Here is a 20,163-nt window from a genome sequence, read left to right as displayed (position 1 = left end):
AAGCTTTGCTGGGAAAGACCAAAAAGAGATGGCTCCTGTGGCATAGATGTCATTGCCAGAACAGACCGTTATGTTTCAGTTTATACAGCGATAATTTCTTGATCCATAGTCGGTAAAGTACTTGGGGGCAGGGGATGAAGTATGTCGCGGTGGCCGGCATTTTGCTGGCGAGTTTGAATACCGAGTTTGCTGACGTTGCGTTCGCTCAGCAGGCGCCGCAGGGGCCTCTCCCTCCGGTGACGGTCGAACCTCCAAAATCTCGGGCCGATCAGCAGGGCCAAACGGCCGCCGCCAAGCCCGCCGAGCCGTTGAAGAAAAAGAAGCGGGTCGCGCGTCGGTTGGCCTCGCCATCGCCGGCTGCCGCCGCTCCAGGACTGCCTGGCGCGGGAGGCGTCCACAACGCGGCGACAAATCCCAATTACAACACGGGCATCGCAAACTTCGGGCCCCTCGGAAACCGCAGCCTCCTCGACGCGCCGTACTCGATGACGGTCATATCGAACGACATGCTCGAGAACCTCCAGCCCAAGACAGTCAACGATGCGCTGCGGTATCTTCCTGACGTCGAGATCCGTAATCAGCAGGGTTATGAGGTGTCCCGTCCTCAATCCCGCGGTTTCCAGGGAACCGTGGTGCAGAACACCAGACTCGATGGATTGAGCGTCATCGGAACCACCGCGATCCCCACCGAAAATCTCTCCGGCATCCAGGTGCTGAACGGGATGGCTGGATCGCTCTACGGACCCGCCACGCCGGCTGGCGTCTTCAACTACGTTTTGAAACGGCCGTCAGATAGTCCTTACGCAAGCTATACACAGGGGTTCGATTCAAATTCGGTCTTCACAGAGAATATCGACGTAGGCGGGCGCACGCCTGACGGAAAAGTGGGCTACCGGTTCAACGTCGTTCACGGCGAAGGCGAAAGCTGGGCGCCGGAGAGCGCGTCCAACCGAACGCTGGCGAGCGGCGCCATCGATTTCTATCTCGCCAATCGAACCGTCATCGAAACCAATTTCAGTCACTATGAAACCAACGCCACCGGGCTGCCTGGCAGCATCACTTATTTCAGCAAGACGAACATCCTGCTTCCTGCTGCCGTCGATCCGACCAAGCTCGGCTTGGGACAGCCGGGCGCCGGCACGGATCTCATCACCAATACGGGCGTCGTCAAACTCAAACATGAGTTTAATAACGACTGGAATTTCGAGATTGGTGGCCTCTATCAGGATGCCGTGCGCAATCTGTTTGGTATCACCAACAGTATGACGGACAACAATGGTGACTTCACGGTCATCAAGAACTTTACTGCCGTCCCGCATTTCACGATCGCCAGCAACACGGCATCGTTGAATGGAAAATTCGATCTGTTCGGCTTCCGAAACGAAGTGACGTTTGGGACCAACGGGTTTTTCAACGGCCAGTATTCCTATGTGAACTCCATCGCGCAGAATCTCCCCGGCACCTCAAACCTCGCCGATCCCACACTGTTCTCGTTGCCACCTGTTCCAAACAATGGCGGGCAATTCAAGTCGGCCATTCTGCAGAACCAGACGATCGTTACCGGTGACACCTTCCACTTCAACGACCAGTGGGCTTTGCAAAGCGTGGTCAGTACATCGTTCCTGCATTCCGAGAGTTGGTTGGCGACCGGCGCAATCAGCAGCCAACAAACGGCAAATGGCGTCGTCAGTCCCACCGTGAGCTTGATCTACAAGCCCTTTGAGAAGATTGCGACCTTTGCGACCTTGGCCAGCAGCGTCGAGCAAAGCGATCAGGCGCCGGCCGGCACAGCCAACGTCAACCAGTTTCTCGCGCCATATTACGATCAGGAGTATGAGGTCGGCGTTAAATACGCAGTCTCGCCCGCGCTTCTCGCTACCTTCTCTCTATTTCACATGACACGCCCGTTTGCGTCGACCGATCCGGTCACGAACATATTCGAGGTCGTTGGCATGCAACGAAACAATGGCGCCGAATTGTTTCTTCAGGGCGCGATTTACCAGGATCTGTCGATCTTTGGTGGCCTGAGTTACATAGACGCAAGATTGGAGAATACCGGGCTGGCTACGACGAACGGCCGACTGGTTGTCGGTGTTCCACTCTTTAAAACCGACGTCGCGATCGACTATCATCCGGTAGTTTGGCACGGGTTCGCGCTGACCGGCGGTGTTCATGCGGAAGGCGAACGAGCAGCCACCAATCTCAACAATTCATTTGCTCCGTCTTACGCGACATTCGACGCGGGTGTTCGCTATTCGACGACCGTCGACAAGCACATCATAACGGCTCGGTTCCAAGTGCTGAATATCGGCAATGTTTTCTATTATTCGTCGATTGCCGACGGCAACATCGTGGGAAGTCCAGGCGCAAACACCGCGTACCTCGGAACGCCGCGGACGTTTATGCTTAGTCTACAGATGACGTTGTGAGCGAGGCTTGCCGACAGCCGGCCGCGCGGAGGCACTGACCAAATGAACGACTTCGCTCGATCTGTCGGGGTCGCCCTCTCGCTGATCGGCAAAGCTGATCCCGAACTTTTCGGAATCGTCGCGCTGTCGCTATGGGTCAGCTTGACGGCAAGCACGGTCGCACTTGTGGTCGGCGCGCCGATCGGGGGGTGGCTCGCGATAATCCGCTTTCGGGGGCGGGAGGCAATCATCGTATTGATCAATGCGCTCCTCGGTCTTCCCCCTGTCGTGGTGGGGCTCGCACTCTATCTACTGCTTTCGCGGTCGGGCCCTCTCGGGTCCGCCGGGCTGTTGTTCACGCCGACGGCCATGGTCATCGCGCAGACGGTGCTCGCCACCCCGATCGTGGTCGCGCTGGTACATCGGCCGTCCACCTTGCTGTGGGCCGAGTATGGCGATCTTGCTCGCACGGACGGCCTGTCCACCGTACGCAGTATGGCCTTGCTACTCGCTCTCGGCCGGGCTTCGCTCCTAACGGCCTTCCTTGCCGCATTCGGTCGGGCCATCGCCGAAGTCGGCGCCATTATCATCGTGGGCGGCAATATTCGCAGTTTCACGCGGACGATGACCACGGCGATCGCACTGGAAACAAGCAAGGGCGATCTTCCATTGGCACTCGGGCTCGGACTGATCTTGCTGGCGCTGAGCGTAGCGGTCTCGACTGCAGCATTCCTGTTAGTGGGACGCGTCGGGGAAAAATAGCTGCTCGTCGCCCACCTTGTAGCCTGCGATGGTTTCTTGCCCTTTCGGTGAGATGAGCCAGTCGACGAAGGCTTGCCCATCATAAGCCCTCACGTTCGGATGCTCCGCCGGGTTCACAAGCATGACGCCGTACTGGTTGAATAGTCGTTTGTCGCCCTCGGTCAGGATCGCGAGATCTTCCCGGTTCTTGAATGACAACCAAGTCCCCCGATCGGATAGCAGATAGGCATTCGATGACGCCGCCATGTTCAGCGCCGAACCCATGCCTTGGCCAATCTCGCGGTACCAGTTTCCCCGGGCCGCCGTGATGTCGATTCCCGCATCCTTCCAGAGCCGTAATTCGGCTTCGTGCGTTCCGGAATAATCGCCGCGCGAGATAAATGGCGCCTCCGCCGCCGCGATCTTGCGCAGTGCCTCTAATACGTTCTTGTCGCCGGCGACGTGCGCGGGATCGTTCTTCGGACCGACGATGACGAAGTCGTTGTACATGACATCGAAACGCCTCACGCCTTGTCCCTCCGCCATAAACTTGTCCTCTGCAGGGCGATCATGGACAAGGACGACATCTGCATCACCCCGGCGTCCGATATCCAACGCTTGACCTGTGCCAACGGCGACGACCTTCACGGTAATGCCTGAAGCTTTTGAAAAGACGGGCAAGAGATAGCCAAACAGGCCCGATTGCTCCGTGGACGTCGTTGACGCGACCGTAATGGCGCGATCCTGCGCAAAAGCGGCAGTCCAACAGATTAAAAGCAGTGCGATTGCGCCAGCCTTTTTCATTGACTGTCAAACGCTGGCCTGAAACCGGCGCTCTCGAGTGCCGCGCGAGTATGGTGTGACGCAAGTGCGTCCAGGAATGCTCGAACCGCTGGCCGCTCTTTCCGCGCCGCGACAAGCGCAAAATCATAGTGTTCTTCAGCGAAAGGAATAAAGCCAAGATCCGTTGCGCACGCAACTGGTGCGATGGTCATTCCCCAATCGGCGCGTCCCTGCGTCACCGCCGCCGCGACTGCATTATGCGATCGAGGTTGGTTCCAGTACCCGTCTGGACGCGCCTCACCAAGCAGGCGGTCGATCAGGATGCGCGTGCCAGCCCCTTGATTGCGATTGACCATGATGCAAGTGGGATCAGCGATCGCGCTGCGCACGGCCTGTTCGGCGTTCAAACCCTCAAAACGTTGATCGCCTTTCTTGAACACGATTCCTTGCATACGACGCCATCCTGGCACCAGATCGAGCCCCTCACTCAAAAAGGGCGCGTTGTAGGTTTCGGTCTTATCGTCGAGCAGGTGGATCGGCGCAAAATCGCATTCGCCGCGTTTCGCAGCCGCCAAGCCGCCGAGACTGCCAACCGCAATCGAACGCACAGTAAGACCGGTATGCGCTAACGGCGCCGTCACCAGGTCGAGCCCTGTGCAGTGACTGCCCACGATAACCAGGTCGGGCACGCGTACATGCGGCGTGAACAACGTCACCTTGGCTTCGCTGCCGGCCGGCATCTGGTCGGCCAGCGCGTCGATCCGAAGGAAGCCGTCAGCCTGCGAGAACGATGTAACGGCCCCCGATCCTTTGCCTGACGGATAGGCAATCAGACCGTCCGCGCCTTCGACCAGCGAGACCATAACGAACTCGGTGCGCCCGAGTTCAGATGCGATCCTTACCGGCACTTTCGCTGTGACCGTCGCATCCGAACGAGGTGGGAGACCGGCCAGCCGCCGAAGCACCGGCACGATCATGTCATGGAAGGTGAACATGGCGGAGGTCGGAAAGCCCGGTAAAATCACCACAGGCTTGTCGTTACACACGGCCAGGCAGAGTGGCTTGCCTGGCTTCAGCGCGACGCCGTGACAAATAATCCCGGGTTGGCCGAGGCGCGCGATAATGCGATGGGAGACGTCACCCGCTCCCTTCGAAGTCCCGCCTGACAGCACGACCATGTCGCTTTCGGCGAGCGCCCGGTGCATCGCCGCTTCGAGCTTCTCTTCGTCGTCTGGGATGGCGCCCCAAAACACTGCGTTTCCGCCATTTTCGTTGATCGCGGCGACGACGATAGCGCCATTGCTGTCGTAGATCGCTGCCGGCGGCAACGGCTCGCCAGGTTGAACCAACTCATCACCGGTTGAAATCACAGCGACGCGGACGCTCCGTCGAGTGGGGACCTCGGCGATTCCGCAGGCGGCAAGCATGCCGATCTCCCGCGAACCGATCACGGTGCCGGCTCGCAAAAGCGCTTCGCCGCGAGCGATATCGGACCCGGCAAAGGACACAAATTGCCCGGGGAAAGCAGAGCGACGTACTTCGATCGCGTGTTCGCCGGAGGGCTCGGTATGCTCCACCATCACGACAGCATCCGCGCCGCGCGGAATTGGTCCGCCAGTTGCAATCGGCGTCGCTGTGTCGGGCAGTACCAGTTGAGTGGGTGCGGTGCCGCAGGCGATGACTTCCTCGTTCAAGATCAGATGCACCGACGCAAATTCTGCGGCTGAAGCAAGGTCGGTCGAGCGGACAGCAAATCCATCGACATTTGAACGGTCGAACGGCGGTACGTCGATTGGCGAGAGGATATCTCTCGCCAACGCGCAACCAACCGCTTCGACGAGCTTTCTTTGTTCGGTGGATACTTCCCGCGGAAACAACACCGCTTCGAAGCGTTCAAGCGCTTCCTCACGCGACAATATTGTCAGGAATTGATCTTGATCGATCGAGTTCCGGTCCTTCGGTAAGGATGTGTTGGTCATGTCGGCACCCGCGGCATTAGATTAGCATATAGGCACCGACCGGCGTTCCCGCCGGAAATCCTTCGCTACTTCCCGGAACTACCAGCCAAGCGCTGGCCTTCATGATGGCCTGGAGGGGAAGATCTGCCAGTGCAAGGGGCACCCAACAGCCGTTGTTGCGCTCAAGCAGAGCGATTTCGGCGATTCCGACGCTGGAAGCGAGCTTACGAGCCAGCGGTAGGATCGTGGCTTCACGAGGCTGCCGTCCGGAGAGCCGATCAAGGACAGGCAGCCCCAACGTCCACCATCCGGCCAAGGCGCCGGCCGCCGAACCCGGCAGCGCAAGCACCGGGGTGCTTCCGATCCTGCCAACCGCCGATGTGACGGCAGGTCTGAGCGCCAGTCCATGAGCGAAAACTTCTCCGCGTTGTCCGATTGCCAGGACGGTCGCGTCAGTCCGGCCGACGCCAGAGCCGCCGACTGTGACGAAAAGATCAAAGGCGGTCATTTCAAGTTCGGCGGCTATGGAGGCGGCGCCGCGCGATCCAGCGTCAGCGAATGTCACTTCGGCGCCGGCGTACCGTGCGCTTTTCTGGATGAGATGCGCTGTTTCGATGTCGCCATTGGTTGCTGGAACATTGATCAAGCGCAACCTTGGCCGGCGCACCTTCATCTTTTCGAGCCGGGCTGCGTGTGCAAATACGATGTCGAATGGGCGAAGCTGCATGCCGGGGACAATGACGAAGCCATCCGGGAGATCGCCGCCGCGTCGGCGCACACCGCGTCCCGGGGAGGCGTCGGCCATGACTTGAGGGACCGGGGCCGACTGGTCGATGCCGTCGGCATCGATCACGCAATCGCAACCATCCGGTATCGGATCGCCAGCCTCGACCCAACGGGGCGCTGTCGTCAGCGGCAGCGGCGCATAGGCGGACACGCCAACCAGATCACTGGCGCGGAACGCCCATCCGTCGACCAAGGCGATGTCCTGTTGCGGATACGTCCGGATTGGTACCGGTTCGGCCGTGACGCAACCGACCGCTTGGCTCAGAGGCAGTTCGGCAACGGCCACGGGTGCAAGACCGTCGAGGAGCGCGGCAAGAGCCGCATCAAGCGCAGTGAGCGAAGGCGGCAGGCGTTGAGCTACGTTCATGGCCGTTTCTGGATCACGGATTAACGAGCCTCGCAACTACGCCCCCGGACCTCGCGGATAAGCTGGGTGTGTCCATTCTGAACGCGCCCATAACCTATTGAATTAATTAAGGGACAGAATCCACTGTTTCGTCAAAAAATTCATCGAAATCATTGATGAAGTAGCCGGATTTTGATTCCAACGTGCGTTCAGAAGGCAAGCACAGATCAGTTCATCTGAAATCATCAAGCCGACGCGGGACAAACCTGTATCCAAATTACAATCCGAAATCCTTGGAGCAGCGCGTGGCAGCCTGCTAAAAATGCGATCGTGATGTCGCGACCACCTGCAATACTTCGTGAATCCTAAAAGGCGCTCGCGGAGGTTCAGCGACAACCTGAACGGCAAGAAATGAAGAAGCCCGTTGAACGGCCAATCGAGCGTCCGTGCCCGCGTGCAACGGGACCGGTATCGCGCCTGTGAAGCCACCGGCGCGCCCGGACGTCAGGATTCACGCGCGGCGCGCGGTGGCAAAGCACGGGTAACCGGCGTCAGCCGATAACCGACACCCACGTCCCGGCACCGGCTAAGCCCAGCACCACGATCACGAAGAGGGCGGTTTCCGTGACATTCATAGTCCAGGGAGTTGGCGCCATTGTGGATAACTCCAAGCCAGCGCCCCAAACTTCACGAATCCCCAATCCCTTACAGTAGTCAACTTGTTTGACAGGCCTGTGAATAATTTGTGGATGACCCGGTTAGGGTGAAATGATAGTTTTCGACCATGCGAGTGTCCGACGTCATCTGTCCGAAGTGCCACGCTGGCTATAGACGCATCGAACTGATGTCGAAGCCGGGCGAGAGCGGCGAGTTTCGCTGCTTGAGCTGCAATCATTTGCTCGAGGTTTTTGACGGCTTTCATGAGGTCGCGATGCGCCTCACGGTTCAGCCTGGCCTAACTAACGCGGAAACGCGCAGGCGGGCGCCTTTCGCATTGACGTTACGGCTGGCTTACGGAGACAGCGACTTCTTCAACTCAAGTTTGATGTCGACTCGGTCCGCCGCAATATCGGTGACGGCGAAGCTCCGAGCGGCGATCACGACGAAGATCGATAGGATTGCGAGGGCTAACGCGCCCTCACGACGCTATACCTAAGTTGAGATTTCTTGCGTGAAATCAGGTGACGCGAGATAGAGGCGCTATCTTAGCCGGCAAGCGGCTTTCGAGACGCGCAAACGAAGCGCCGAAACAGCTTTCTGTTTCCCGTGGAAATCAAGGCAGTACAGGCGCGTGATAAGTGAAGGTCGTCATCAGGATCGCGGCCACGATCATAATGATCGGGAAATGGATGAAGAACTGCACCGACGTGTAGCCGATCAGATCCTTTGACTTCAAGCCGAGAATGCCGAGTAAGGGCAGCATCCAGAACGGATTGATGAAGTTTGGAAGTGTCTCGGCGATGTTGTAGATCATCACGGTCCAGCCGAGGTGCGCGCCGACCTCGTTGGCGGCCTTCATGATGTAGGGCGCTTCGATCACCCATTTGCCGCCTGCCGACGGGATAAAGAATCCGAGCACCGCGGAATAGATTCCGACCAGAAACGAAAAAACGGTCGAATTGGCGGAGGCGTCCACGAACCAGTGAGCGATGGTGTCGGAGAGCGTAATCCCCTTGCTGTTCGGCACTTTGGTCAGCATCTGCGCAATGCCGGCATAGAAAGGAAATTGCAGCAGCACGCCTGAGACGCTCGGCATCGCCTTGGAGAAGGCGTCGAGCAGGCTGCGCGGGCGCCAGTGCAGTAGAATGCCGAGTATGAGAAAGACAAAGTTATAGGTGTTAAGGCCCGATAAGGTGATCAGCGGATTGCCGGACTGAAACGTCTGCCAGAGCCAGCCCAGCGCCAGCACGACGATCAAAATCGTCAGGATGGGACTGAATTCGAGAAAGTCGCCAGGCCGGGCCGGCTTCTTCTGTTCAATCCCATCATCATCGAGCGAAACGCCGAGGTCCTCGGCCGTCTTGACCTGCATGGGATTAGGAGCGGTCAGATAGCAGATCACGGCGGACAGCACGGTTACGATCACTGTCGTCACCACGTTTTGCCATGTGAGGATCGTCTCGGAGAAGCCGATGACACCGGTGATAGGCAATAGCGAGCCTGGGATGCTGGCGGCGTTAGCCTGAAGCTGAGCCGCCGACGATGTGATCCCGAGCGTGAAACCACAACCGAGACCGAGATAACCGGCGGCGCCTGCCGCGCGGTAGTCGAGCCGGATGTCTTTGCGCCGAGCGATTTCACGCACCAGCAGGCCAGAGAAAATCAGGCTGAGCCCCCAATTGAGAAGCGACAGCAGGATGCTCAGCACGCCGACAAAGACGACGGCGCCGCGCGCCGTGGTGGGCACGCCGGCGAGTCGCCGCATGGCGGCCGCAATCGGTGGTGACATCGCAACCACATAACCGCCGACCGCGACCAGCGCCATCTGCATCGTAAACGGAATCAGATTCCAGAATCCGTCGCCGAAAGCCTGGCTGACCGTTAGCGGCGAGCCGCCATGCGCGATGGTGCCGAGCGCGATCACGACCACCGCGATCAGCACGAAAACATAGGCATCCGGAAACCAGCGTTCGGCGAAACCGACCATATGCTGCGAGAAATTGGCGAGGAGGTTGCTCCGGGTCGGCGCGTCTTCTGGGAAAGAATTTCTATCCGTCGTATCGGTCATCGGAGCCCCCGTTATCGGCTGGTCAGTTAAATTGTCGTTTTTTCCAAATTCGCCGTCGTCAAAGCGCGAGCGTCAATTCGGACAGTGGAACGGCCTGGCAGGTCAAACACTGATCGGGTTCTCCTTCCTCAGTGCCAAGACGCGCGATACTGCCGTGGACGATGCGCATGGCGCAGCTTTCGCATTGGCCGACCCGGCACCCGCTCGGAAGCGCAAGACCTGCCGCTTCGGCAGCATCAAGGATGGTGCCGAGCTCTGGAGCCCAGACAAAGCTCCTGTCGCTGCCGGCGATATGGATGGTCTGTGATGTCAACGAAGGTGGGACAACCGGCGGGGACGCAAAGGCCTCGGTAAAGATGTCGAAACGCGGCATCCCGCGTTCGACCAGCTGCGCTGTCATCGCCGCTGTGAAGGTCGGTGACCCGCACAGATAGGCGAGGGGACGTTGCGAGAGTAGTGCATCGACAGGCGACAGATCCAGCCTGCCTGCGTAGTCATAATTCTGCGGGCAGCGATCCTGTGCCCGCGGCGTCGAATACGCGGTCACGAGCTCAAGCTGCGGCAACCAGTCTGCCAACTGCCGCAGCCGGCCGGCAAACGGATGTTCGCTGCCATTGCGGCAGCCGTGAAGCAGTAGCACCCTGGCCACACGCTCGGCCGGCTCGCGTTTGGCCAACGCCTCGAGATGACCGATAAAGGGCGTGACGCCTATGCCGCCGGCCAAGAAGATCAGCGGCCGGGCTCCGCCCAGTGGTGGCGTAAAGATGCCGCGTGGCGGTTCGATCCACACTTCATCGCCGGTTTTGAGCCGATGTACATGATCGGAAAGATGATTGGCCTCAACGGTCAAATCAGCCACGCTCTTCTTGATCGCGATCGACAATGAGCTGCAGCCGTCACGGCTCGTCAGCGAGTAGGCGCGGGTAAGATCAAGTCCCGGCAGGCTCAGCATGATATGCTGGCCCGGGCGGAAGGTGGGCAGGTTGCCACCGTCACGTGGCACGACGTCGAGCGCCACGACATCGTCCGCTTCGCGGTGGATTTTGGCGACTGAAAATGCGCGCCGTCCGGTCCAGTGGCCGCGGCTCGTTGGCTCGTCCTTGCGAATATCGCAGCTCGTCGCGCGCAGCGGTACCGAGCCGCTGACGGGGTCGCGTGTCGCGTCGCTCAAGGCATCATTCATGTTTGATGTCTGCAGACCGGTGGCGCCCGTCGCATCGAGGCCCAACGGCGGACAATCTTCCCACCAGCCGAACTCGGCGACGGCGACGCGGTCGTCCAGCGCTTCGTTGAGGCGCACGCGCAGCCGGACTTCGCCGGTGGGCGTCTCGACAACGGCCCAATCGCCTTCCTTCAGCCCACGTTGTGCGGCGAGCGTCTCGCTTATTTCGATAGCCGGTTCCGGCGTCTTCTTGCGAAGGGACGCGACGTGACGATGCGAACTATGCACGAACCAGCCGCTCTTTGCCGTCGTCAGCACCAACGGGAAACGTCGATCAATAGGCTCGGCAAACGGGCTCTCGGCTGGCTCGATATGCCCAGCCAGCGGGGCATAGCCGTGCTCGAGCATCAATTCCGAATAGATTTCGACGCGGCGGGTGGGGGTGACGAATCCTCTGATTGTCGCGTCCGGCTGCCTCATAGCGTATTTCTCGTACCTGAACGCTTGCGGGAAACGCCTACCCGTTGGATGTTGGCGCAAATCGTCGACCGTCACGCCGAGCGGCGCGAGCTGGTAATTCCAGCCAGCGCGGATATCGCCGCCGAAAAATTCGTTTAATAGTCCGAACCTGACGGCGAGTTCGGCCGCAATCTCGTAGTCCGCCTTGCATTCGCCAAGCTGGGGAATCATTTGTGGTCGGAACTGAACCGTCTCGACCGCTGCCTGCGTAATCTCGAAACCGATCTTCAGCGCGTCGCGTTCCCAGGGCATGCTGGCGGGCAGCACGATGTCGGCATTTTCGGCGGTCGGATTCATGAACATGTCGACGTGAACGTGGAAGTCGATTTCGCGCAACGCGCGGCGGTTGCGCGAGGAGTGTCCCTGCGACACCACCAGATTGGTCCCAAAACTCATCAGCGCCCGAACGCGGTAGGGTTCGCCCTCCAGCACGGCGCGGCTGAAATCCCGCGCCGTGATCCAGCCCCGGCTGGGTGGCCCGAGCGGCAACGCGTCGATGCCGAGCGCCTTCGCCTGCTGCTCCTTCGGCAGCAACGCATAGTCGTTGACGGTCCGCGTCGGCGGGGGCACCGGCCAGACATTGCCACCCTGCCGGTCGCAGGCGCCGGTGAGTGCGTAAAGTGTTCCGATCGCGCGCTCCGTCATGGTCGCGTTGGTGTGCTGCCCGACGCCGGTCCATGAGTGATAAGCGAGGCGCGGTTTGTTTTCGAATAGCTTATAGAAGGCGCCGATCTTCTGGTCATCTAGCCAGGTGACGCGTGCGACATGGGCAAGAGTGTATGGGGCGGCCGCGGCCGTCAGCAGGGAAAACGCCGTCGCCGCCGTTACGACCCGGCCATCGCGGGCAGCCAGAGTCGCGTTGCCGTCGAGCTGGCAATCGGTCGGATCGTTGACCGCGAAACGGGGATCGAAGGCATGCGGCTTGCCGGTATGATCCAATGCAACGAAAGCTTCCGGCGGTTGGTTGTCCCAGATTTCATTCGCGCGAACGAAACCGCCTGTCTGCGTATCGACCAGCAGCGGTCCATTGGTCCATCGCGTCACGAAGTCCGCGTCGAACGAGCGATTCGTGATGAGATGACGGATCGCGCCCATCGCCAGAGCGCCATCTGCGCCGGGGCGAATTCGGAGCCAAATGTCTGCTTCCTGTCCCGAGCCGTTCGGCTTGGGATCGACCACCGCGACGTGCGCGCCGCGTCGTCTTGCATCGGCGACGCGCGTGGCCTGCGCAAGCCATGTGCGAGCCGGATTGTGTCCCCACAAGACGATCGCGTCGGCCTGTTCGTAATCGGGAAAACCGATGCCGCGTCCATAAGTCAGAGCGTGGGCATAATCCTTGTGCCAGCCGCAGATCTCGACCGCATAGATCAGGTTGGGACTGCCGAAGCAGCGGACGAAGCGCTCGACCCACTCAAAGCTGTCGATCATCGGTGTGCCGCTCGGCGTGGTGACGGCGAACGCCACGGCTTCGGCGCCGGACGTTGTTCTGATGTCGCCAAGCTTTTGGACGATCTCGTCCATCGCTTCGTCCCAGGAAATTTCACGCCACCCTGGATCTGCGGCGTCACGTGGCGCGGTCCGGCGCAGCGGTTTGGTCAGCCGTCGCGGGCTATGCGTCATCTCGGGTGCGGCGCGGCCCTTGGCACAAAGCGCACCGCCGGTCGGATGCTCCGGCAGATTCTCGACGCCGATCATTCTTCCGTTGTCGACGATCGTGGTGGAGCCACACCGGGATCGGCAAAGTGTGCAATAGCCGGGAATGCGCTCAACCATAAAATGGTCCAGTATCAAAGAGGTAGCGCGTCACGTCAAACCTTACGCATCATTTACTGCGTTGAGAAGCGTCAAGGGCCGTTTTGATACGCAGGCTCGCGGCTGGTCGTGGCTCATTCATCGTGACCCGCGCGGCACGAACGTTGAAGATACTGGTTGGTGCGAGGCTGGAGAATCGAGTTTGGAATTGAAAAGTACCGTCGGCCACGGTAAAGCTCCTCACGTTCTGTCGGTAAGTTGGAAGGCATTGAAAAAGTTCACCTTTTTCCAGCCCTCCGAGCGCGCCAATAAAAAAATTGGAATGCCGGGCCGGCCCACGCGGGCGGGTTCGGAAGGCGAGTCGGCAGCTCTGCTGCTTGACACTCCGCGAAGCCAACACCGATTCCGGATACGATGCCGGCGTATCCGTTGCTGCGCTGTCACAACGCTGGCGTATCTGCTTGCGCCGGACCGACTGTGGCTTGCGATCTAATCGTGACGTTCCCTGGGGCTGTCCGTTCCAGATGGCCATGCTTGTATCGGATGGATCACACACATGAAGTTCTTGAGCTACGTCTACCGGTTCGCTTCCAACTTCCTCTTCCTGATCATGGTCTATTACAGCCTCAACTTCCTGGATAAGTACAACCAGCGCGCCATCGTTGCGATCATGGTGCTGATCTACAGCGCGATGCGGGCCGCCTCGGCGTTGCGTTCGTTCTACTTCTTTCAGCGCATCGAGCGGCTGGAGGGCGAAACGCGCCGTCTGGCAGCCGCGGCCGGCGAGGGGCATTCGGCGGCGTCCCAGCGCAAGCTCGTGGTCAACGAAGTGTCCAGTCTGCGCCAGGCCGGCGAGATGAAGGCGTATATCGATCTGCTATTTCTCGCGCTGATCGTGCTGTTATGCGTGTCCAAGATCGTGACGAACTAAACGCGTCGCTTCCTGACCTGAACCATTCGCTTGACCGGCCCGCGGTGTGCCGCCGGCACCGACGGCCCGTTTTGGCTTGAGGCGTTCGCCGCGGCACGACGGGCTTGGCGGCCGCCTGCGTGTGCAAAACGTCCTTGCCGGCCGTTTGCCAGACGCCGCGCTTCTCGAGGCGACGGCCGCCTGGTGTCTGCGTCGTGCGCAACTGAGGCGATCCTTGCGCGACGCGACAGGGCGGCGCCACGGCGGGCGACATCAAGACCGCCCTGGAGTTCGAAAAGGCTCGGCGCCGGTGCTGCCAGGGTCACGGTCGTATTTTCCGGCGCGAGCCCGGGCGGCTGCGGCCAGGACGGACGGGCAAAAGATGTCTGGAGCAGGGTGGAAGTCTCTTCCGCCTCCTCGAAGTCGGAGCGGGCCGGGACAGGAAGGTTGCCGAGATCGGCGAAGACAAAATTCGGAACCTGCGGCCAGTGTGCGATCGCCTCCGGCGAGGGGTGTAGCAGCCACTCCTGCGGTTCAGTCGGCGTTGCCGGCCGCTCGGCGGTCGCCGGCACGACATGGACGATGCGGTAGCCGCGCGCTTTCAATGTTTCGAGAATCCGCGGCAAGGCGGCGACGGTGCGCGCCTGGATATCGTGGAGCAGAAAAATGCCTTTGCCCTTGGCCTCAAGCCGGCTGATCGCGAGATCGTAGACCCGGGCGGAAGAGATATGCCGCCAGTCGTCGGCAAGAAAATCAGCGCTCCAGACCTGGACACCCTGTTCGGCGAGATAGTCCTCGACATTCTCGGCGCGCAACAGCCCGGGAATCCGGAAGAACGGCGCCAGTGCGTCGGCGTTGTCTCCGAGGGCGGCCTTTGTCGAGGCAATTCCGTCGTCGATCTCCTGCTTGGCGCGCTCGATCGGCATGCGGTTCATGCTCAAGGGGTGAGTCTGGGTGTGCGTGCCGATGGTGTGGTCCGCCGCGAGCAGCTTGCGGACGCCTTCCGGAGAATTTCGCGCCTGTTCGCCGATGGTGAAGAAGGTCGCCTTCACGCATTCGGCCGCGAGGATGTCCAGCACCTTGTTGCTGTTGCGCGGCAACGGCCCGTCGTCGAAGGTCAGCACCACTTCATGATCGGCGAGCGGCAGCGTTTCCGGATATTGCATGGTGCCGATGCGGGGATGCTCCCGGGGATCGACCACCAGCGTGCGCGAAGTTCCGAGCGCGTTAGGATGGCCGGGACAATCGGCGGCAGAGGCGATGTGGACCGCAAAACTGGAAAGCAGACCGCAAGCCAAGGCCGCCTGCCGCCATAACCGTACGCCACGCCACGCTCCGCCCATGAACAAGCTTTCGTCACCCATGCTTCAAGACCGGCCCATCATGACATGCTGCAATCCGAATGCGGCCTCAATTGTCGAACGTCCACATGTTTCGGGTCTTTAGTGGGTTACGGAGGCGGCAGGTCCAGCCGGAATGACATGAACGACGTGATAGCCGTTGTCGCGGAGATATCGCAAGAAGGCTGGCATCATCGCAGCCGTGTGGGTCTTGGTGTCGTGGAACAGAATGATTCCCTTGCCGGCGGCCTCGAGGCGGTCCGTGATCAGCTTCAATTCCTGCTTCGGGGTCATCTTATTCCAGTCGCTGGCCCAAAGATCGGCGCCGAATACCACGATTCCGCGCGATTGTAAGAGATCGAGCGTCTCAGGCGTCGACTGAAAGCCGGGGAAACGAAAAAACGGCGTGGCTGGAATGGTCGTTGCTTTTCCATGCAACACCGTTTCCAGCGCCGAAATACCGTGGTCGATTTGCTCGATCGCTTGCTCGTGCTTGATCTGCATCAGGTTGGGATGTGACCAGGTGTGGGTGGCGACGGTGTGCCCTTCCGCCACAATCCGGCGCACGATGTCCGGGTGTTCAGACACATGCTCTCCGATCAAGAAGTACGTCGCCCGGACGCATTCTTGCGCCAATGCCGTTAGCACCCTCGATGTTGTCGGCGGCCAGGGGCCGTCGTCGAAGGTCAGAACCACTTCATGGTCGGCAAGCGGAAGCGTTTCCGGAAAACTCTGAAGCCCGACCCGCGGTGTGGTCGAGACATCGACCTCAAGCACCCGCGATGTTCCAAGCTTCCCCGGGCGCGGGCACGGTGCGGCGTGGGCGGTCGCGGCGAAAGCGGGCGAGATCGAGGCAGTCGCAATCAAGGCGAGCCCGATCACGAGACCTGACAGCGTTGCCTGCGGGCGGGATTGATTGGTCGGGAACGAATTACAGCTTCGCATGAGAACAAACCTAGATGACATTGCAATACCTGCCAAACCGGCAGCCGGAGCCCATGCCTGCCAGCCCGCGACTGGTGGCAAAAGTATCGTTAATCGAACCTTAACGCGGATCGCGGAATATCCAGGCCATCAAGGGGCCATAGCTTTGCGGCCCGCAATGCACGCAAGATGAGGCGAGAATGCAGCGCCTTCGGCTGAAAGCAGACGGACGTATCGTCGAATTGAGGGACGGGCAGGAGTTTCCGCTCGCGCCGGTCATGGCGGCTTCCGATCTGCCGCGCGCTGCCACCCCGGCCGACGCGGCTGCGGCACCGGTGGTGCGCGATCTCCGCCGCCGGGCCTGCTTGACGCAGCTCGAATTCGCAAGCCGCCTCGGCGTTCCCGTCGAGACCATCCGCAACTGGGAGCAGGGCAAACGGATGCCGCGCGGACCGGCGCGCGCGCTGTTGGCCGTGATCGCGCATGCTCCGGATACGGTGTTTTCGGCGCTCGCCAAGTCCTGACCGCTGAACAGCCGGTTGCGATCAGCTTCCCATCGCCCGCCAGGCGCTGGAGGCAAATTGCCGGCGCCAGGTGACGATCACCACGGCTGCCGTCGATACGAACAAAACCCACGGACTGACGAACCAGCCGAGATAGCCGAGCGCGAAAAAGAAGGCGCGCTGTCCGCGATTGAAATGCCGGCCGGCCGCCTCGAACAATCGGGTGGTCCGGACGACATGCGCCTCGGCTTGCGGGGTATCGCGTTGCGAGGCCGGCGGCATCGAGCCGAGCAGGATGGCTACGTAGTTGAACAGGCGGTAGGCCCAGGCGAATTTGAAAAAAGTATAGATGAAAATCAGAACCAGCCCGACACATTTGATTTCCCAAAGCGCCGGCGGCGGGCTGATATCGATGGGAAGCGCCTTAAGCACGCTCAGCGCCTCGCTGGTGGAGCGCAGCAGCGCCAGCCCGCCGCCGACTGCAATCAGGCTGGTGGACGCAAAAAACGCGGTGCCGTTCTGCAACGAGCCCAAGATCTGCATATCGACCATGCGGGCGTCCCGGTCGAGCAGGCGGCGGATCCACACCTCGCGATAGACGTGCATGCGCGCCGAAAGGCTGTCGCGTCCATAGGCGCTATGTTCGAGGGTGAGCGCATAGACTGCCCATTCCAGAATGAAAAAGCCGACGGCCAGGATATCGACCAGATAAGCGCGCATGTGTCGTCTCTGTTGAAGCCTTCAGGATGCTGCCACACTGGTGTGGCGGTTCAGAAGTCCGCATCATCCTTGCCTCGAGTCCTTTATGCGGACTTCTAAACCAAAGCACGCTAGATCATCAATCTGCCAGTGTCCCGATTCCTACATTCCACTGGCTTGATCGCGGGAACGTGCCGTGTTTCAAGCCTGCCTCGAGCGCGCGCCGGACGACACCGCTGATTCTTGCATCGAGAACGGATTCGAAATGACCCTGAAGCTCGTGATCGGCAACAAGAACTATTCATCATGGTCGATGCGGCCGTGGCTTGCGCTACGTGCCGGCAACATCCCGTTCGAGGAGGCTGTCATCCCCCTCTACACGGGCGCCGCCGACAAGCAGCGCATTCTAGACGTCTCGCGTTCGGGCAAAGTGCCGATACTGGTTGATGGTGACGTCACCGTCTGGGATTCGCTTGCGATCATCGAATATATCGCCGAGCGTTTTCCGGAAAAACGGCTTTGGCCCGAACATCCCGCCGACCGTGCGCATGCCCGTTCGGTTTGTGCCGAGATGCATTCGGGGTTCGCAGCGTTGCGCAACGAATGCGGCATGAACCTGCATCGGCCGGTCGGTGCGATCGAATTGTCGGCCGACGCGCGCGCCAATGTGGCCCGCATTGAGGAAATCTGGGGCGAGTGCCGCGATCGCCACGCGCAGTCCGGGCCGTTTCTGTTCGGTGATTTTGGCGCGGCGGATGCCATGTTCGCGCCGGTAGTCCATCGCTTTCGTACCTATGCCGTTGCAGTGACCAAGGAGACGCAACGCTACATGGAAACGATGATGGCCTTCCCAGCATTTGCGGAATGGACGAAGGCTGGCCTGGCCGAGACGATGGTCATCGAGAAATTCGAAGCGGTCTGATCTTATGTTTTTTCGATAAGTGAAAAATCGGTATGCGAAAAATATCACAGCTCGTTCCAATTGAATCGGCCGTGATCACTTTTGCACTTTTTACGAAACCGATTGGGGCTGCGAACGTTGAGAGCGCGCAAACGAAAGTTGGGGGTGCATGATGGTTGGAAGGGCGTATCTGTCGCGTCAGATGATGGCGCTGTTGAACGTCGCTCGTGCGACAGACAACCCGGAACTTGCGGCTCTGTTGGTTCAAAAGGCCGCTCGACTCAAATCGCAGGCGGACGAAATCGCGCCGCCGATGGACATCGGTCCGAGAGCGCCCGATGTGGAACCGCTTCCTCCTCGCACAGAGTCGCCCCTCAGAGACTGATCCGTCGGTGACGCTCCGTTTCGACGTCATGGATTGTAACGTTGGCCGGGCGTCGCGGCTCGAGCCAGGTCGTGATGTCAAAACGGGCTCGAGCGCCGAATTGGCGGCTTGACCTCATCAAGCAAAAGCGGTCTGAATCTGGAACCGACGTCGCTCACAAGCCCAAAAGGGGTTCGGCCATGGGAATTCTGGATTCATTGGAAAATTCGCCCGCTTTGAAGGGCGCACTCGGACAATTGGAGACCGCCGTTCTGCCGGTTGTGCTGAGCCAGGTATTGGGGAACGGCAGTCAGGGCGGACTTTCCGCCATTGTGGCCAAGTTGCAGCAGGCGGGTCTCGGCGATCAGGTGAAGTCCTGGATTGGCAACGGCCAGAACCTGCCGATCACCGCGGAACAGCTGCAACAGGTGCTGGGCAGCGATACCGTCCGCCAACTCGCCGCCAAGTACAACATTCCGGTCGACCAGATCACCCAGATCCTGGCGCAGCAGCTTCCCGGCGCCGTCGACCACGCCAGCCCGGACGGCAAGCTGCCGCATACGGCCTGATCTCGAAAAAGCAGTCTTCCGACCGCCGGGAACACATGCCCGGCGGTAATATTCGCTTGCCGGAACCACGGGTTCCGACGCGGATTTTCCGGCTAATCGAGCCGGTCATGTCGGGCCGGCCGATATGCCCGCGACTGGCCCTTTATCTCACTGAAAATCCTGCAAAATCGTCATGTTTGCCATGTTCGGATCGCGCTGGCCAAAAAGTCAGGCCGCGTGCTATAGTGCAATAGTTTCAGTCAGCTAACGCAAGCGGGACCAAGCGCGGCAGCTGACGTTTTGCGTGATGGAGAGGGCGTTGAGTCATAAATACAGGGTTGGAGAGTCCGTCTACTTTACCGCCAGCAATATCGCACGTCCGGCCGCGAGCGGAACCTATGAGGTGATCCGTCTGCTTCCGACCGACGGAGATGACTGTCAGTACCGGATCAAGAGCACGACCGAGGCGTTCGAACGAGTAGCCAAGGAAAGTCAGCTCGCGATTTCCTGATCTCGCGATTTCCTGATCTGATGCATCAGACTGAAACCTGTTTTGCGTTTCTGCCGTGTCGTTAAAAGGCCCCGTTCGCAGAAACAGGCTGTTGACCGAGCTTTGGAAGTCCGCATTTGGCTGCATAACGTCACGCGGTTTTCTGAATCAAGTCACACAAGGTTTTTTCTTGCTAGTGTGGCGGTTCGGAAGTCCGCATCACTGTCGCCGCGAGTTCGTTGTGCGGACTTCTGAACCAAAGCCACACTAGATCAACGGGTTTGCTAGTGTCGTTTCGATT

General features: G+C 59.9%; 15 protein-coding genes. 7 read left to right on the top strand and 8 right to left on the bottom strand.

From position 1 onward, the window contains the following. The first annotated feature begins 134 nt into the window (after positions 1 to 134). A complete protein-coding gene (locus ABSE61_RS11790) occupies positions 135 to 2,429 on the top strand; it encodes a TonB-dependent receptor (RefSeq protein ID WP_423871278.1) in 2,295 nt (764 codons plus the stop codon). 42 nt (positions 2,430 to 2,471) lie between these two features. After that, positions 2,472 to 3,170 carry an ABC transporter permease gene (locus tag ABSE61_RS11785; RefSeq protein WP_423871277.1) on the top strand — a complete coding sequence of 233 codons (699 nt, stop codon included), beginning with the start codon at positions 2,472 to 2,474 and terminating at the stop codon, positions 3,168 to 3,170. On the opposite strand, the gene ABSE61_RS11780 is transcribed toward ABSE61_RS11785, so the two are convergent. The 5 genes from ABSE61_RS11780 to ABSE61_RS11760 all read right to left on the bottom strand — a co-directional run bounded on the left by ABSE61_RS11780 (position 3,144) and on the right by ABSE61_RS11760 (position 13,204). Next, on the bottom strand, positions 3,144 to 3,953 hold the full coding sequence (locus ABSE61_RS11780) for an ABC transporter substrate-binding protein (protein ID WP_423871276.1): 810 nt from the start codon (positions 3,951 to 3,953) through the stop codon (positions 3,144 to 3,146). The genes ABSE61_RS11785 and ABSE61_RS11780 overlap by 27 nt on opposite strands. Beyond that, the gene (locus ABSE61_RS11775) at positions 3,950 to 5,911 is read right to left on the bottom strand and encodes a molybdopterin biosynthesis protein (protein WP_423871275.1); all 1,962 of its coding nucleotides are present in this window, start codon (positions 5,909 to 5,911) and stop codon (positions 3,950 to 3,952) included. The genes ABSE61_RS11780 and ABSE61_RS11775 overlap by 4 nt, the downstream gene beginning before the upstream one ends. 16 nt (positions 5,912 to 5,927) lie before the next feature. Further along, complete coding sequence (locus tag ABSE61_RS11770; RefSeq protein ID WP_423871274.1) at positions 5,928 to 7,043, bottom strand: molybdopterin-binding protein; 1,116 nt, start codon at positions 7,041 to 7,043, stop codon at positions 5,928 to 5,930. A 1,252-nt stretch (positions 7,044 to 8,295) separates the two neighbouring features. Beyond that, positions 8,296 to 9,750 (bottom strand): short-chain fatty acid transporter, encoded by a 1,455-nt coding sequence (locus tag ABSE61_RS11765; RefSeq protein WP_423871273.1) that lies wholly within the window; start codon positions 9,748 to 9,750, stop codon positions 8,296 to 8,298. A 58-nt stretch (positions 9,751 to 9,808) separates the two neighbouring features. Next, positions 9,809 to 13,204, bottom strand: coding sequence for a molybdopterin-dependent oxidoreductase (locus ABSE61_RS11760; RefSeq protein ID WP_423871272.1), 3,396 nt, complete (start codon positions 13,202 to 13,204; stop codon positions 9,809 to 9,811). Positions 13,205 to 13,739: 535 nt separating this feature from the next. Between ABSE61_RS11760 and ABSE61_RS11755 the strand changes: the two genes are divergently transcribed. Next, positions 13,740 to 14,114: a hypothetical protein gene (locus tag ABSE61_RS11755; protein ID WP_423871271.1), complete on the top strand. Its 375-nt coding sequence runs from the start codon at positions 13,740 to 13,742 to the stop codon at positions 14,112 to 14,114. Here ABSE61_RS11755 and ABSE61_RS11750 read toward each other — a convergent pair. Then, positions 14,111 to 15,457, bottom strand: a complete 1,347-nt coding sequence (locus ABSE61_RS11750; RefSeq protein ID WP_423871270.1) for a polysaccharide deacetylase family protein — start codon at positions 15,455 to 15,457, stop codon at positions 14,111 to 14,113. The two genes, ABSE61_RS11755 and ABSE61_RS11750, sit on opposite strands and share 4 nt — an antisense overlap. 78 nt (positions 15,458 to 15,535) lie before the next feature. Beyond that, a complete protein-coding gene (locus ABSE61_RS11745; protein WP_423871269.1) occupies positions 15,536 to 16,378 on the bottom strand; it encodes a polysaccharide deacetylase family protein in 843 nt (280 codons plus the stop codon). 179 nt (positions 16,379 to 16,557) lie between these two features. Here ABSE61_RS11745 and ABSE61_RS11740 point away from each other — a divergent pair, with 179 nt between their 5' ends. Next, positions 16,558 to 16,881 (top strand): helix-turn-helix domain-containing protein, encoded by a 324-nt coding sequence (locus ABSE61_RS11740; protein WP_423871268.1) that lies wholly within the window; start codon positions 16,558 to 16,560, stop codon positions 16,879 to 16,881. A gap of 21 nt (positions 16,882 to 16,902) precedes the next feature. Here the strand turns inward: ABSE61_RS11740 and ABSE61_RS11735 are convergent, their stop codons facing one another. Continuing rightward, positions 16,903 to 17,580 carry a DUF599 domain-containing protein gene (locus ABSE61_RS11735; RefSeq protein WP_423871267.1) on the bottom strand — a complete coding sequence of 226 codons (678 nt, stop codon included), beginning with the start codon at positions 17,578 to 17,580 and terminating at the stop codon, positions 16,903 to 16,905. Between the two features lie 244 nt (positions 17,581 to 17,824). Between ABSE61_RS11735 and ABSE61_RS11730 the strand changes: the two genes are divergently transcribed. From ABSE61_RS11730 to ABSE61_RS11720, 3 genes are all read left to right on the top strand, one after another. Then, the gene (locus ABSE61_RS11730) at positions 17,825 to 18,481 is read left to right on the top strand and encodes a glutathione S-transferase family protein (protein ID WP_423871266.1); all 657 of its coding nucleotides are present in this window, start codon (positions 17,825 to 17,827) and stop codon (positions 18,479 to 18,481) included. A gap of 543 nt (positions 18,482 to 19,024) precedes the next feature. Continuing rightward, positions 19,025 to 19,393, top strand: a complete 369-nt coding sequence (locus tag ABSE61_RS11725; RefSeq protein ID WP_490338370.1) for a YidB family protein — start codon at positions 19,025 to 19,027, stop codon at positions 19,391 to 19,393. A 286-nt stretch (positions 19,394 to 19,679) separates the two neighbouring features. Continuing rightward, entirely contained in the window at positions 19,680 to 19,883 is a 204-nt protein-coding gene (locus tag ABSE61_RS11720) for a hypothetical protein (RefSeq protein ID WP_423871264.1), read from the top strand. Positions 19,884 to 20,163: the final 280 nt, after the last annotated feature.

Source organism: Bradyrhizobium sp. (assembly GCF_049519115.1).
Classification (GTDB): domain Bacteria; phylum Pseudomonadota; class Alphaproteobacteria; order Rhizobiales; family Xanthobacteraceae; genus Bradyrhizobium.
The sequence above is the reverse complement of the archived record's forward strand: the minus strand, read 5'-3'. Positions and strand labels throughout refer to the sequence as shown.